Annotated in this window: 11 protein-coding genes and 1 tRNA gene; 4 read left to right on the top strand and 8 right to left on the bottom strand. The window is 63.0% G+C overall.

Features of this window, described 5'->3' with window-relative positions; translation table 11 throughout:
- Positions 1–3 precede the first annotated feature (3 nt).
- Positions 4–486 (bottom strand): glutathione peroxidase, encoded by a 483-nt coding sequence (locus IFT44_RS06720; protein ID WP_122479300.1) that lies wholly within the window; start codon positions 484–486, stop codon positions 4–6.
- Positions 487–506: 20 nt separating this feature from the next.
- The gene (msrB, locus tag IFT44_RS06715) at positions 507–914 is read right to left on the bottom strand and encodes a peptide-methionine (R)-S-oxide reductase MsrB (RefSeq protein WP_122479301.1); all 408 of its coding nucleotides are present in this window, start codon (positions 912–914) and stop codon (positions 507–509) included.
- A 164-nt stretch (positions 915–1,078) separates the two neighbouring features.
- On the opposite strand from msrB, the gene IFT44_RS06710 reads away from it, so the two are divergent.
- The 4 genes from IFT44_RS06710 (at position 1,079) to IFT44_RS06695 (ending at position 9,141) form a co-directional block, all read left to right on the top strand.
- Positions 1,079–2,290 (top strand): pyridoxal phosphate-dependent aminotransferase, encoded by a 1,212-nt coding sequence (locus tag IFT44_RS06710; protein ID WP_122479716.1) that lies wholly within the window; start codon positions 1,079–1,081, stop codon positions 2,288–2,290.
- Between the two features lie 129 nt (positions 2,291–2,419).
- On the top strand, positions 2,420–3,307 hold the full coding sequence (gene htpX / locus IFT44_RS06705) for a protease HtpX (RefSeq protein ID WP_043187206.1): 888 nt from the start codon (positions 2,420–2,422) through the stop codon (positions 3,305–3,307).
- Between the two features lie 114 nt (positions 3,308–3,421).
- A complete protein-coding gene (locus IFT44_RS06700; RefSeq protein WP_192175620.1) occupies positions 3,422–7,714 on the top strand; it encodes a DEAD/DEAH box helicase in 4,293 nt (1,430 codons plus the stop codon).
- Positions 7,715–7,965: 251 nt separating this feature from the next.
- Positions 7,966–9,141 (top strand): OpgC family protein, encoded by a 1,176-nt coding sequence (locus IFT44_RS06695; RefSeq protein WP_192175619.1) that lies wholly within the window; start codon positions 7,966–7,968, stop codon positions 9,139–9,141.
- On the opposite strand, the gene nadA is transcribed toward IFT44_RS06695, so the two are convergent.
- The 6 genes from nadA to pal form a co-directional block, all read right to left on the bottom strand.
- Complete coding sequence (gene nadA, locus IFT44_RS06690) at positions 9,142–10,200, bottom strand: quinolinate synthase NadA (protein WP_192053723.1); 1,059 nt, start codon at positions 10,198–10,200, stop codon at positions 9,142–9,144.
- 228 nt (positions 10,201–10,428) lie between these two features.
- Positions 10,429–10,504 (bottom strand) — tRNA-Lys (locus IFT44_RS06685).
- Positions 10,505–10,564: 60 nt separating this feature from the next.
- On the bottom strand, positions 10,565–11,251 hold the full coding sequence (queC, locus tag IFT44_RS06680; protein WP_185793942.1) for a 7-cyano-7-deazaguanine synthase QueC: 687 nt from the start codon (positions 11,249–11,251) through the stop codon (positions 10,565–10,567).
- 1 nt (position 11,252) lies between these two features.
- Positions 11,253–11,900: a 7-carboxy-7-deazaguanine synthase QueE gene (gene queE, locus IFT44_RS06675; protein ID WP_192175618.1), complete on the bottom strand. Its 648-nt coding sequence runs from the start codon at positions 11,898–11,900 to the stop codon at positions 11,253–11,255.
- Between the two features lie 162 nt (positions 11,901–12,062).
- On the bottom strand, positions 12,063–12,899 hold the full coding sequence (ybgF, locus tag IFT44_RS06670; protein WP_185793943.1) for a tol-pal system protein YbgF: 837 nt from the start codon (positions 12,897–12,899) through the stop codon (positions 12,063–12,065).
- 6 nt (positions 12,900–12,905) lie between these two features.
- Positions 12,906–13,409 carry a peptidoglycan-associated lipoprotein Pal gene (gene pal / locus IFT44_RS06665; protein ID WP_043187198.1) on the bottom strand — a complete coding sequence of 168 codons (504 nt, stop codon included), beginning with the start codon at positions 13,407–13,409 and terminating at the stop codon, positions 12,906–12,908.
- Between the last annotated feature and the right edge of the window lie 50 nt (positions 13,410–13,459).

Genomic DNA, 13,459 nt, shown 5'->3' with positions numbered 1-13,459 from the left:
GGTTCAGCGCAGCGCCATTTCGATCTCGTGGGCCAGCGCGGCGGGTTTGGTCAACGGCGCGAAGCGCTTGACGCTGCCGTCGGGCGCCACCAGGAACTTGGTGAAATTCCATTTCACCTTCTCCGACCCGAACAGCCCCGGTGCGCGCTTTTTGAGCTGCACGAACAGCGGATGGGTCAGGTCGCCGTTGACATCGATCTTGCGAAACATCGGGAAGCTCACGCCGAAGTTCTTTTCACAGAACTGCACGATGTCCAGGGTATCGCCGGGCTCCTGATTGCCGAACTGGTTGCAGGGAAACCCCAGCACCACCAGGCCCTGCTTGCGATACGTCTGCCACAGCTCCTCCAACCCCTTGTACTGTGGCGTAAAGCCACACTGGCTGGCCGTATTGACCACCAGCAGGACCTTGCCGGCGAAATCGCCGATGGTCTTGTGCTGGCCGTCCAGGGTGATGCACGGGATGGAAAGAAGATCTTTGCTCATGGTCGCTTTCTTGTCAGAGGTCATGCCGGCTGGTCGGCCCGCGGCTGGAAGTCCAGGCACACCGAGTTGATGCAGTAGCGCAGGCCGGTCGGGGCCGGGCCGTCGGGAAACACGTGACCCAGGTGCGAGTCGCACGTGGCGCACTTGACCTCGGTACGGACCATGCCGTGGGTGGTATCGCGGATCTCGACCATCGCCTGCTCGCCGATCGGTGCGGAGAAACTCGGCCAGCCGCAGCCGGAATCGAATTTGCTGCGCGAGTCGAACAACGGCTCTTCGCAGCCGACGCAGGTGAAGATGCCGTCACCCTTGAAGTCGTTGTACTTGCCCGTGAAAGGCCGCTCGGTCGCGCTCAGGCGACACACATTGTACTGCTCGGGATCGAGCATTTTCTTCCATTCTTCTTCGCTTCGCGTGAGCTTGCCCATCGGTACACCTCGGCAGTTCAAAAAGCCCGATCTGTGTCTTTTGCAACGATCAGGCGGCACGTATGATTGCGCCTTTGGACAGCAATCTGTCACCCGCGTTGCAGCGAATCGTTTTTTTCATCATCAGGGCCGGCGCGGGCCTTGCCATCTTTCGGGACCTCACCATGCAGTTCAGCAAATCGAACAAGCTCGCCAACGTCTGCTATGACATCCGCGGGCCGGTGCTCAAGCACGCCAAGCGCCTGGAAGAGGAAGGCCACCGCATCCTCAAGCTGAACATCGGCAACCCGGCGCCGTTCGGTTTCGAGGCACCCGTGGAAATTCTTCAGGATGTCATCCGCAACCTGCCCACCGCCCAAGGCTACAGCGACTCCAAGGGGCTGTTCAGTGCGCGCAAGGCGGTCATGCAGTACTACCAGCAGAAGCAGGTGGAAGGGGTCGGCATCGAGGACATCTACCTGGGCAACGGCGTCTCCGAGCTGATCGTCATGTCGCTGCAGGCCCTGCTCAACAATGGCGACGAAGTACTGATCCCGGCGCCCGACTACCCGCTGTGGACAGCCTCGGTCAGCCTTGCAGGTGGCCATGCCGTGCACTACCTCTGCGACGAGCAGGCCAACTGGTGGCCAGACCTGGACGACATCAAGGCCAAGATCACCCCCAACACCAAGGCCATGGTGATCATCAATCCGAACAACCCCACCGGCGCCGTGTATTCCAGGGAAGTGCTGCTGGGCATGCTGGAAATCGCTCGCCAGCACAACCTCGTGGTGTTTTCCGACGAGATCTACGACAAGATCCTCTACGACGACGCCGTACACATCTGCACCGCCTCGCTGGCCCCGGACCTGTTGTGCCTGACCTTCAACGGCCTGTCCAAATCCTACCGCGTGGCCGGTTTCCGTTCCGGCTGGATCGCCATTTCGGGGCCCAAGCACAACGCCCAGAGCTACATCGAAGGCATCGACATCCTCGCCAACATGCGCCTGTGCGCCAACGTGCCGAGCCAGCACGCGATCCAGACCGCGCTGGGCGGCTACCAGAGCATCAACGACCTGGTGCTGCCCAACGGTCGCCTGCTGGAACAGCGCAACCGCACCTGGGAGCTGCTCAACGACATTCCCGGCGTCAGTTGCGTCAAACCCATGGGTGCGCTCTACGCCTTCCCGCGCATCGATCCCAAGGTGTGCCCGATCCTCAACGACGAGAAGTTCGTGCTCGACCTGCTGTTGTCGGAAAAGCTGCTGGTGGTCCAGGGCACGGCGTTCAACTGGCCCAACCCAGACCATTTCCGGGTGGTGACGCTGCCGCGGGTCGACGACCTCGAGCAGGCCATCGGTCGCATCGGCCGCTTCCTGAAGAATTATCGCCAGTAAAAACCGAACGTATTCAAGTGTCCGTGCGCATATACACAGTTTGAAATAGTCCCCCGGTTGAATCGACCGGTCTCGGGCCTTATATAGCGCATACGCAACACTTCTATCCGTCAGGAGAACGTTACAACCATGATGCGCATCTTGCTGTTTCTGGCCACTAACCTTGCGGTTGTGCTGATTGCCAGCATTACCCTGAGCCTGTTTGGCTTCAATGGGTTCATGGCGGCCAACGGGGTGGATCTGAACCTCAATCAGCTGCTGATCTTCTGCGCCGTGTTCGGCTTCGCCGGTTCGCTGTTCTCGCTGTTCATCTCCAAGTGGATGGCAAAGATGAGCACCGGCACGCAGATCATCACCCAACCGCGCACCCGTCACGAACAATGGCTGCTGCAGACCGTCGAGGAGCTGTCGCGCGAGGCAGGCATCAAGATGCCCGAAGTCGGCATCTTCCCGGCCTACGAGGCCAACGCCTTCGCCACCGGCTGGAACAAGAACGACGCCCTGGTGGCCGTCAGCCAGGGCCTGCTCGAGCGTTTCTCCCCCGACGAAGTCAAGGCGGTGCTGGCCCACGAGATCGGCCACGTGGCCAACGGCGACATGGTCACCCTGGCGCTGGTGCAGGGCGTGGTGAACACCTTCGTGATGTTCTTCGCTCGAATCATCGGCAATTTCGTCGACAAGGTGATCTTCAAGAACGAGCAAGGCCAGGGCATCGCCTACTACATCGCGACCATCGTCGCCGAACTGGTACTGGGTATCCTGGCCAGCGTCATCGTCATGTGGTTCTCGCGCCGCCGTGAGTTCCGCGCCGACGAAGCCGGTGCCCGGCTGGCCGGCACCAACGCGATGATCGGTGCGCTGCAGCGCCTGCGCTCCGAGCAGGGCGTTCCCGTGCAGATGCCCGACTCGCTGAACGCCTTCGGCATCAACGGTGGACTCAAGCATGGCCTGGCCGGCCTGCTCATGACCCACCCGCCACTGGAAGACCGTATCGAAGCGCTGCGCCGTCGCGGTTGAATGCAACGGGCTTGATCGAGGGCGACGCGAGTCGCCCTTTTTTGTGGGTTGCGGCAATGCACCTGCGGCCCCCTGCCGGTTGCAACTTCGCTGCGCGTTCCCCATCAATAGATCATGAACCTACCTGCACAACACGATTCGGCACTGGCCAACTTCCATCCGGCAGTAAGCGCCTGGTTCCGCCGGCAATTTGCTGCCGTCACTCCCGCCCAGGCCCAGGCCTGGCCGTTGATCCAGCAGGGCCACTCGACCCTGATCGCCGCACCCACCGGCTCGGGCAAGACCCTGACGGCCTTCCTGGCCGTTCTCGACGAGCTGGTGCAGCTGGGCCTCGCGCAAGGAGGCGAGCTGCCGCGACGCACCCTGGTGCTGTACGTCTCACCGCTCAAGGCCTTGTCCAACGACATCCAGCTGAACCTGCAACGTCCACTGCAGGGTATTGCCGAGCAATTGGCCGGCATGGACCTGCCCGCGCTGACCCTCACCGCCGGGGTACGTACCGGCGATACGCCGCAGAAAGAGCGGGCCGCCATGCGCCGGCACCCTCCGCACATCCTGGTTACCACGCCCGAATCGCTCTATGTGCTGCTCGGATCCGACTCCGGCCGCCGCATGCTCGCGGATGTCGGCACGGTGATCGTCGATGAGATCCATGCAGTGGCCGGCAGCAAGCGTGGCAGCCATCTGGCCTTGAGCCTGGAGCGTCTGCAGGCACTGTGCAGCAAGCCGCTGCGACGTATCGGCCTGTCCGCCACGCAAAAGCCGATCGCTCAGGTGGCGCAGTTCCTGGTCGGTGCGCAGCGGATGTGTTCGATCGTCGACATCGGTCACGCCCGCCCCCGCGACCTGGCCATCGAAGTGCCCGCGGTGCCGCTGGCGGCGGTCATGCCCAATGACGTCTGGGAGTTGGTCTACAACCGCCTGGCCGAGCTTGCCCAGGCGCACCGGACCACCCTGGTGTTCGTCAATACCCGGCGCCTGGCCGAGCGTCTGGCGCGCCATCTGAGCGAGCGGCTCGGGCGCGAGCAAGTGGCGGCCCACCATGGCAGCCTGGCGAAGGAGCAGCGCTTGGATGCCGAACAACGGCTCAAGCGTGGCGACCTGCAGGTGCTGGTCGCCACGGCCTCGCTGGAGCTGGGCATCGACATCGGTGACGTAGACCTGGTCTGCCAGATCGGCTCGCCCGGCTCCATTTCAGCGTTTCTACAGCGGGTGGGCCGTTCCGGCCACCACGTCGGCGGTATTCCCAAGGGCCGCCTGTTTGCAATTTCTCGGGATGACCTGATCGAATGCGTAGCGTTGCTGGACTGCGTGCGGCGCGGCGAACTGGATATCCTGCGCATTCCCCAGGCGCCGCTGGACGTACTGGCCCAGCAGATCATCGCCGAGGTCAGCTGCCAGGAATGGCCGGAGCAGGCGTTGCTGCAGATGTTCCGTCAGGCAACGCCCTATGCGGCCTTGGACGACACGCGCTATGAAGCGTTGCTGCGCATGTTGGCCGAAGGTTACAGCGGGCGTCAGGGCGTGCGCGCCGCCTATCTGCACCGTGATGCAGTCACCCAGAGCCTGCGCGGCCGGCGCGGCAGCAAGTTGACTGCGGTCACCAGCGGAGGCGCCATAGCCGACAACGCCGACTATGCGGTGCTGCTGGAGCCCCAGGCGTTGAGCATCGGCAGCGTCAACGAGGATTTTGCCGTGGAAAGCCTCGCTGGCGACATCTTCCAGCTGGGCAATCGCTCCTACCGCATCCTGCGCATCGAAGGCGGCAAGGTACGGGTCGAAGATGCCCACGGTCAGGCGCCGAACATCCCCTTCTGGCTCGGGGAGATGCCCGGACGCAGCGCCGAGCTGTCGGCGGGCGTGGCGCGCCTGCAGGCCTCGATAGACCAACGCCTGGCGCTCAGTGACGGGCTACCCGAGCCCGTGCTGCCGTGGCTGCAGGACGCGCTCGACCTGGCCCAGGACAGCGCTGGGCAATTGCTCGATTATCTCTCCCGTACGCGCGAGGCGCTTGGCGCGCTGCCGTCCCAGGACACGCTGATCATGGAGCGTTTCTTCGATGCCTCGGGTGCCACGCAGCTGGTCATCCACACGCCATTCGGCAGCCGCATCAACCGGGCCTGGGGCCTGGCCCTGCGCAAGCGGTTCTGTCGCACGTTCAATTTCGAGCTGCAAGCGGCAGCCAGTGAAGATGCCATCGTGCTATCCCTGTCAACCAGCCACAGCTTCGCCTTGGAGGACGTCTGGCACTACCTGCACAGCAACAGTGCCGAGTCGATATTGACCCAGGCGCTGCTCGACGCTCCGCTGTTCGGCGTACGCTGGCGCTGGAACGCCGCTACGGCCCTGGCTCTGCCCCGCTACAGTGGCGGACGCAAGGTGGCCCCGCAGCTGCAGCGAATGAAAAGCGAGGACCTGATCGCCACGGTATTCCCCGACCAGATCGCCTGCCTGGAGAACATCGTTGGCGAACGGGAGATTCCCGACCACCCGCTGGTCGCGCAAACCCTCGACGACTGCCTGCACGACGCCATGGACAGCGAGGGCTGGCTGGCCCTGCTGCGGCGCATCGAAACCGGTCAGATCAGCGTCATCCAGCGTGATCTGCCCCGCCCTTCGCCACTGGCGGCAGCGATCCTCAATGCCAGGCCCTATGCGTTTCTCGACGACGCTCCGCTGGAAGAGCGACGTACCCAGGCGGTGCTCAACCGGCGCTGGGACGAACCGCGCACAGCGGACGACATGGGCGAACTGGACAAGGATGCCATCGCGGCAGTGGCCGCCGAAGCATGGCCCTCCCCTGTCAGCAATGACGAGATGCACGAGGCGTTGATGAGCCTGGGCGCATTGGCCGAACGCGAGGTTGGGGCCAGCGAGCTACCGCTGTTGAAGGCCCTGGCCGGTACAGGTCGCGCGGCACGCCTGACCCTGGGCGACGGCAGCCACCTGTGGCTGGCCCTGGAACGGGTGGCCTGCCTGCAGGCCATCTATGGGGGTATCGAGCTGTCGCCAGCATTGCGGATGCCCGCGCACCTGGCGCAGACGTGGACGAAGCAGGAAGCGACAGTGGAACTGATCCGCGCTCGCTTGAGCGGGTTCGGCCCGCAGCGGCTGGGTGAAATCGCCGCCCCGCTGAACCTGCATCCCGCGCTCGTCGAACAAGCCCTGCTTGTGTTGGAAAACCAGGGCTACGTCATGCGTGGCCGGTTTATCGCACACCTCGAGGAAACCCACTGGTGCGAACGGCACCTGCTGGCGCGCATCCACCGCTACACGGTGAAGCGTCTGCGCCGCGAGATCGAACCGGTCAGCCTGCAAGTGTTCATGCGCTTCCTCCTCGACTGGCAGTGCCTCGCGCCCGGTACGCGCCTGCAAGGCGAAGCGGCAATGAGCCGCTTGCTCGACCAGCTCGAAGGCTACAGCGCGCCGGCCAGCGCCTGGGAGAACGACCTGCTGCCGGCTCGACTGCGCGGATACGATCCGTCGTGGCTGGACCGCGCCAGCCGCAGCGGCAAGACGGTCTGGGCGCGGCTGGCCAGCAGTGGCAAGGGTGCGACCCTGCGCAACACGCCGATCGTGCTGCTGCCGCGCGCGCGCCTGCCTTTGTGGCGCAGCCTGGCTGCGGCAGTGCAGCCGCAGGAACTGTCCATGCGTGCGCAGAAGCTGGAGCAGACCCTGGCCGCGCAAGGCGCCATGTTTTTCGACGACTTGGTCCACCAGACACGCCTGCTGCGCACCGAAGCCGAGAACGCCCTGCAGGAGCTGGTCGCCGCGGGTCGCGTGAATGCCGACAGTTTCGCCGGCCTGCGCGCGCTGATCACCCCGGCCGGCAAACGCCAGGCGCGCAGCAGTCGCCGCGGTCGTGGCGCGTTCATCGGTGGCATGGACGATGCCGGCCGCTGGGCTCTGCTGCAGGCGCCCGGTTGCGCGCCCGATGAAGCCGTGGAACAGGTCGCGCTGGTGCTGCTGCGCCGCTACGGCGTGGTGTTCTGGCGTCTGCTGCAACGCGAAGCCGACTGGCTGCCCAGCTGGCGCGACCTGTTGCGCGCGCTGCAGCGCCTGGAGGCACGCGGGCAGATCCGCGGGGGGCGTTTCATCGATGGTTTGTCCGGTGAGCAGTTCGCACTGCCCGAGGCCATCCCAGCCCTGCGCGAGGTGCGCAAGCGACCGGTCGATGGCACCCTGGTATCGATCACGGCCAGCGACCCGTTGAACCTGGTCGGTACCCTGCTGCCACTGCCCGGAGCCGACCCCCTGCAGATCCAGAAAAGTGTGCCGGCGCTGCCGGGCAACCGCGTGCTGTACCGCGATGGGCTGCCGGTGGCGGCGTTGATTGCAGGCAAACCGGTGTACTGGAGCGAAGAAACCACGGAAGTGCGCCGACAACTGATCCACCCATCCCTGTAGCAGCGGCGCAAGCCGCGTCATGGGTGCGCACGGTGAGCCTGAAAGCGGTGAGGCCGGACACAGCTTGCGCCGCGACCACAAGGGCTGCGTCAACTCAGCCTTGTGACATTCCGTAATAGCCAAACTTTTGCAATTCGTTGCGAAACCGGCCAACCTCCGCGCCGCTGATCGATAATGGCCGCCGATACGGAACCGTAATGCCCGGCGCCCAATCCCTACTACATCCTTCCTATTCGCAAGAGCCTGTCGCCATGACTAACGATCGAGACCATCGGATCGATTTCTATCGAGGTTTGGCGTTGATCTTCATTTTCTGGGATCACATACCGCAAAACCCACTGGCCAGCTTCACGCTGCGCAACTTCGGCTTCAGCGATGCGGCGGAGGTGTTCGTGTTTCTCGCCGGCTACGCAGCCGTGCTGGCCTACGGCAAGATCGCCCTGCGCGACGGCTACCTGGTCGCCACGGTGCGCATACTGCGCCGCGCCTGGGTGTTGTACGTGGTGCACATCTTCCTCCTGGCGGTGCTGATGGGCATCATTTTCGTTGCCAACAATCACGTCGAAACGCGCGACATGATCCAGGAAATGAACCTCACCTATTTCGTCTCCAACCCGCAACAGGCCATGGTCGACGAACTGCTGCTGCGCTTCAAACCCAACCTGATGGACCCTTTGCCGCTGTACATCGTGTTGCTGCTCGGCCTGCCGATCGTCCTGCCACTGCTGATCAAGCGGCCAGCGCAAGCCATCGGCTTGTCGCTAGTGTTGTACCTGGCAGTGCAATGGCTGGGCTGGAACATCCCGGCGCACGACAACGGCCTGTGGTATTTCAACCCCTTGGCCTGGCAAGTGCTGTTCGTACTGGGTGGCGCCACGGCGCTGCATGCGGCACGCGCGCCAGTCGCGGTGGCACGCCCGTTGGGCCGCCAGCCGCTGTTTCTCGCGTGCGCCACACTGGTGACATTCAGCGCGCTGGTCGCCCTGGGCTGGCGCTGGCCGGTGCTGCACGAGGCGCTGATGCCCGGCTGGTTTGGCGAACTGCTCTACCCCATCGACAAGACCAACCTCTCGCCGTCACGGCTTTTGCACTTCGTGGCCCTGGCCTACTGCGTGGCCAAGCTGATACCCCAGGGCGAGTGGGTGAATCATCTGCTGGCACGCAAGGTTGCGCTGATGGGACGTTATTCGCTCGAGGTCTTCTGCCTCAGCGTGGTGCTGGCACCGTTGGCCGACATGGCCAATGCCCTGGCCGACGACCAGCTGGCGATGCAGATCGCAAGTGCGCTGGTGGGCGCGGGCCTGATGCTGGCCCTGGCCGAATGGCTGGAACTGAACAAACGACTGGGCCGTCCGCGGCCAGAGTTGCCGAAGCTTGAGCTGGCGAAGTCCGAACGGCCTGTGGTCGCGCTGGGCAAAAGCCTCTGATCAGGCGTTGCCGGCCAGCTTCAGGCGCGCGGCCTGGGTAAAGTCCAGCATGCGCTTGAGCGGCCGAATGGCCTGGGGAATCAGCGCCGCATCCACAGTGATTTCGTTGCTGCCCGCGCGCAGGCATTCCAAGGTGCGCTGCAGGGTGTTCATGGCCATCCACGGGCAATGCGCACAACTGCGACAGGCGGCACCGTTGCCGGCCGTAGGGGCCTCGATCAAGGTCTTGCCGGGAACTGCCTGCTGCATCTTGTAGAAGATACCGCGGTCGGTGGCCACGATCAGGGTCTGCTGCGGCAGTGTTCGGGCGGCGGCGATCAGTTGGCTGGTCGAACCCACGGCGTCCGCCAGAGCGATCACTTCGGCCGGCGACTCGGGATGCACCAGAATCGCGGCGTCGGGGTACAGCGCCCGCATGTCGGCCAACTGCCGCGCCTTGAACTCCTCGTGAACGATGCAGGCACCGTCCCACATCAACATGTCCGCGCCGGTGTGGGTCTGAATATAGTTGCCCAGGTGCTTGTCGGGTGCCCAGATGATCTTCTCGCCGTTGTCCATCAGGCTTTCGACGATCTCCAGCGCGCAACTCGACGTCACGACCCAATCGGCACGGGCTTTCACCGCAGCCGAAGTATTGGCGTAAACCACCACGGTGCGTTCGGGATGCTGGTCGCAGAAGGCCGAGAACGCGTCCACCGGGCAACCCAGGTCCAGCGAACAGGTCGCCTCCAGGGTGGGCATCAGCACACGCTTTTCCGGATTGAGAATCTTCGCCGTCTCGCCCATGAACCTGACACCTGCCACCAGCACCGTTCGGGCCGGATGCTGATTGCCAAAGCGCGCCATCTCCAGCGAGTCGGAGACGCAGCCACCGGTTTCCTCGGCCAATGCCTGGATCACGGGATCGCAGTAGTAGTGGGCAACCAGGACCGCATCCTGAGCCTTGAGCTCGGCGGCGATGGCGGCACGGTAGTCGGCTTCCTGTTCCGGTGTCAGTGGCCGGGGCTGCTTGGCATCCAGGTGAGCCTGGACCAGAAGGCGTTCGGATATCTGCGTCATGGGGCAAGACCTGCGGGCGCTGATGCGCGAGAGTCGAGTATAGGCCGGGCCGACAAGGCCTGGGAGTATATGCCCTGGCTTTCGTGAGGCTTTTGAGGGCTGGCGCAGGCTACAGAGAAACCAGCCGTTAGCAAAGCCTTATAGAAAGGCTTATAGACGGTGCAGCCACAACCACCGAATCACAGGCATAAAAAAACCCGCAGCCTTTGCAAGCTGCGGGTTTCGAAATGGTGGGTCGTGTGGGATTCGAACCTACGACCAATTGGTTAAAAGCCAACTGCTCTACCAACTGAGCTAACGACCCGTTTCGTGGGGCGTATAATACCGAATTCTTTTGGTAATTCAACACCCTACAGAAAATAAATCAAAAATAGCGTGTCGGATCGCTCACACCTGCCGCAGCGAAGCCCTCGGCACGCAAGCGGCAGCTGTCGCACTTGCCACAGGCCTGCCCCTGATCATCGGCCTGGTAGCACGACACTGTCAGGCCATAGTCCACACCCAGCGCCACACCTGCCTTGACGATGTCGGCCTTGCTCATGTTCTGCAGCGGTGCCTGTATGGTGAAGCCATTGCCTTCCACTCCCGCCTTGGTGGCCAGGTTGGCCAGGCGCTCGAAAGCCTCGATGAACTCGGGCCGACAATCCGGATAGCCCGAATAGTCCACCGCATTGACGCCAATGAAGATGTCGCGCGCTTCGAGCACCTCGGCCCAACCCAGGGCCAATGACAGAAACACCGTGTTGCGAGCTGGAACGTAGGTGACCGGGATGCCCTCACCCAAGGTCTCCGGCACATCGATCGAGGTGTCGGTCAGTGCCGAGCCGCCCATGCCATCCAGGTCGAGCCCGATGACCTTGTGCTGTATCACGCCCAGGTCCCGAGCCACACGTGCCGCGGCATCGAGTTCGGCCCGATGGCGCTGGCCATAGTCGAAGCTCATGGTATAGCAGGCGTAGCCCTGGGCTTTGGCCATCGCCACGACAGTGGCGGAATCCAGGCCGCCGGAAAGCAGAATGACTGCCTTTTTCTCGTGTTGGGTATGGTTCATCTCAGCGCCCCGGCTCGTCGTTCCAAAGAAGTTTGTGCAGCTGAATCTGCAGGCGCACCGGCAGGTTGTCGGCCACGATCCAGTCGGCCAGATCGGTAGCGCGCAGTTGATCCTTGCTCGGCGAGAACAGCACTTCGCCGGCACGACCGTCCAGCCCGTACTGAATCAGCTTGGACACGGCCCAGTCATAGTCCTCGCGCGAGCACAGGACGAACTTGACCTGGTCGTTGCGGGTCAGCAGCTCGATGTTCTCGTAACGGTTGCGATGGACTTCGAGAGAACCCGGTGTCTTCAAGTCGAGCACGCGACTGACGCGGGTGTCGACCGCGCTGATGTCGAGTGCGCCGCTGGTTTCCACGGAAACTTCATAGCCGGCATCGCAAAGCCGCTGCATCAACGGGATGGCATTGGGCTGAGCCAATGGCTCGCCTCCGGTGACGCATACATAGCGAGGCTTGTAGCTGGCCACCTGTTCCATGATCGAATCGAGCGTGCGCTGGGCTCCCCCACTGAACGCGTAGGCGCTGTCGCAATATTGGCAGCGCAAAGGGCAACCGGTCAGGCGCACGAAAACCGTGGGCAAGCCGGCGGTCCGCGTCTCACCCTGCAACGAGTAGAAGACTTCGGTAATACGTAGTGTGTCTTGCATAGGGTCCACGGGCGTGACAGCGAAACAGGCTGACCGCCTCCGTTGGGCACTTCAGGCGGCCCGCGATCGCGCGGCCTCAGGAAGCGTGTTCATAAAATGGCGGCAAATTCTAACGAAAAAACCCACGACAGGCGCGGGTTTCTTCGAATCACATGGCAGGCTTCACAATCTTTGCAGGTCTTTCTGCGCCAACTGCGCAGCGGACGTGCCCGGATATTGGGTCACAACCTGCTGCAGAATGCCTTTGACTCGGTCGGTATGGCCCAAGCGGCGCTCGACGTCGGCCAGCTTGTAGAGCGAATCCGGCACCTTGTTGTGCTTGGGATAGAGCTGGCTGACCTTGGCGAAAGCCTGGCCTGCGCCCTGCAGGTCACCCTTGGCGAGGTTGACCTCGCCCAGCCAGTACTGGGCATTGCCCGCATACTGGCTGTTCGGGTATTTGCGCAGAAACGCGGCGAAGGCCTGGCTGGCCTTGTCGAAATCCTTGGCCTTGATCAGGTCGAAGGCTGCATCGTAATACAGCTTCTCCTTGGCCGGATCGCCAGGCTCTGCGCCTGCGGACGACTGCCCGGCAGCCGATGAAGCACCAGCGCCGCTAGACGCGCCGCTGGCTGAAGAATTATCCGGTTGGGCACTGGGTGCAGGTGCAACCCCCGAGCCAATCCGACGATCGAGTTCCTGATACCGCTCGAGCCCTTCCTGTTTCAGGCGCTGGATATCGTTCTGCTGGACTTCGACCTGACCTCGCAGACGTGCGATGTCTTCCTGCATTTGCTGCAGTTGCATGAACAGCTCGCCCTGAGCCGAGACAGGCGCTTGCGCGACTGTCCCGGCCGAGGCGCCGTTCGTACCGTAACCTGAGGGCGGATAGCTGCCACCAACGGCGCCACTGTTACCGTAGCCTCCATTGTTGTTGCTATCGACCACAGGCACCGCGCCCCAAGCCATCACAGGCAGGGCGAAAGCCAGAACAGTTACAGCACGACGGCACGTTCGCATGACGAATTACTTACGCAGTTCGACGCGACGGTTCTGAGCCCACGACTGCTCGTCGTTGCCAGTAGCCACTGGACGCTCTTCACCGTAGGAAACCAGTTCCAGCTGGGCTGGCGAAACGCCTTGCAGTACCAGGTAACGCTGAACAGCCTTGGCACGACGCTCGCCCAGTGCCAGGTTGTACTCGCGAGTACCGCGCTCGTCGGTGTTACCTTCCAGGACGACGCGAGCGCCGTTGGCTTTCAGGTCCTTGGCGTGAACGTCCAGAGCGCGCATGGCTTCTGGCTTCAGGTCCGAGCTGTCGTATTCGAAGTAGAACGTGGTGATAGCGCGCAGAGCAGCTTCTTCGCTCAGGGAACCGTCAACGGCACCGGTGTTTGCGCCGTAACCAGCGTTAGGGTCGACAGCAGCGCCGCCTTGACCGGCATCTTCGCCGCCTTTGGACGAGCAACCTACAGCTACGGACAAGGCCAGGGCCAGCGCAGCGAACTTACCAAACTTCAGCATTTCCATCGTGAAACTCCTAATGAACCCCAATGTGTTAAGTACAACGTATTACGCCG

This window comes from Pseudomonas sp. CFBP 13710, from assembly GCF_014842235.1.
In the GTDB taxonomy this organism is placed as follows: Bacteria; Pseudomonadota; Gammaproteobacteria; order Pseudomonadales; family Pseudomonadaceae; genus Aquipseudomonas; species Aquipseudomonas baltica.
The sequence above is the reverse complement of the archived record's forward strand: the minus strand, read 5'-3'. Positions and strand labels throughout refer to the sequence as shown.

Bases quoted from the DNA above. Each gene is read 5' to 3' on its own strand.
- IFT44_RS06720 (WP_122479300.1), bottom strand. From the start codon at position 486: ATGAGCAAAGATCTTCTTTCCATCCCGTGCATCACCCTGGACGGCCAG.
- msrB (WP_122479301.1), bottom strand. From the start codon at position 914: ATGGGCAAGCTCACGCGAAGCGAAGAAGAATGGAAGAAAATGCTCGAT.
- IFT44_RS06710 (WP_122479716.1), top strand. From the start codon at position 1,079: ATGCAGTTCAGCAAATCGAACAAGCTCGCCAACGTCTGCTATGACATC.
- htpX (WP_043187206.1), top strand. From the start codon at position 2,420: ATGATGCGCATCTTGCTGTTTCTGGCCACTAACCTTGCGGTTGTGCTG.
- IFT44_RS06700 (WP_192175620.1), top strand. From the start codon at position 3,422: ATGAACCTACCTGCACAACACGATTCGGCACTGGCCAACTTCCATCCG.
- IFT44_RS06695 (WP_192175619.1), top strand. From the start codon at position 7,966: ATGACTAACGATCGAGACCATCGGATCGATTTCTATCGAGGTTTGGCG.
- nadA (WP_192053723.1), bottom strand. From the start codon at position 10,200: ATGACGCAGATATCCGAACGCCTTCTGGTCCAGGCTCACCTGGATGCC.
- queC (WP_185793942.1), bottom strand. From the start codon at position 11,251: ATGAACCATACCCAACACGAGAAAAAGGCAGTCATTCTGCTTTCCGGC.
- queE (WP_192175618.1), bottom strand. From the start codon at position 11,900: ATGCAAGACACACTACGTATTACCGAAGTCTTCTACTCGTTGCAGGGT.
- ybgF (WP_185793943.1), bottom strand. From the start codon at position 12,899: ATGCGAACGTGCCGTCGTGCTGTAACTGTTCTGGCTTTCGCCCTGCCT.
- pal (WP_043187198.1), bottom strand. From the start codon at position 13,409: ATGGAAATGCTGAAGTTTGGTAAGTTCGCTGCGCTGGCCCTGGCCTTG.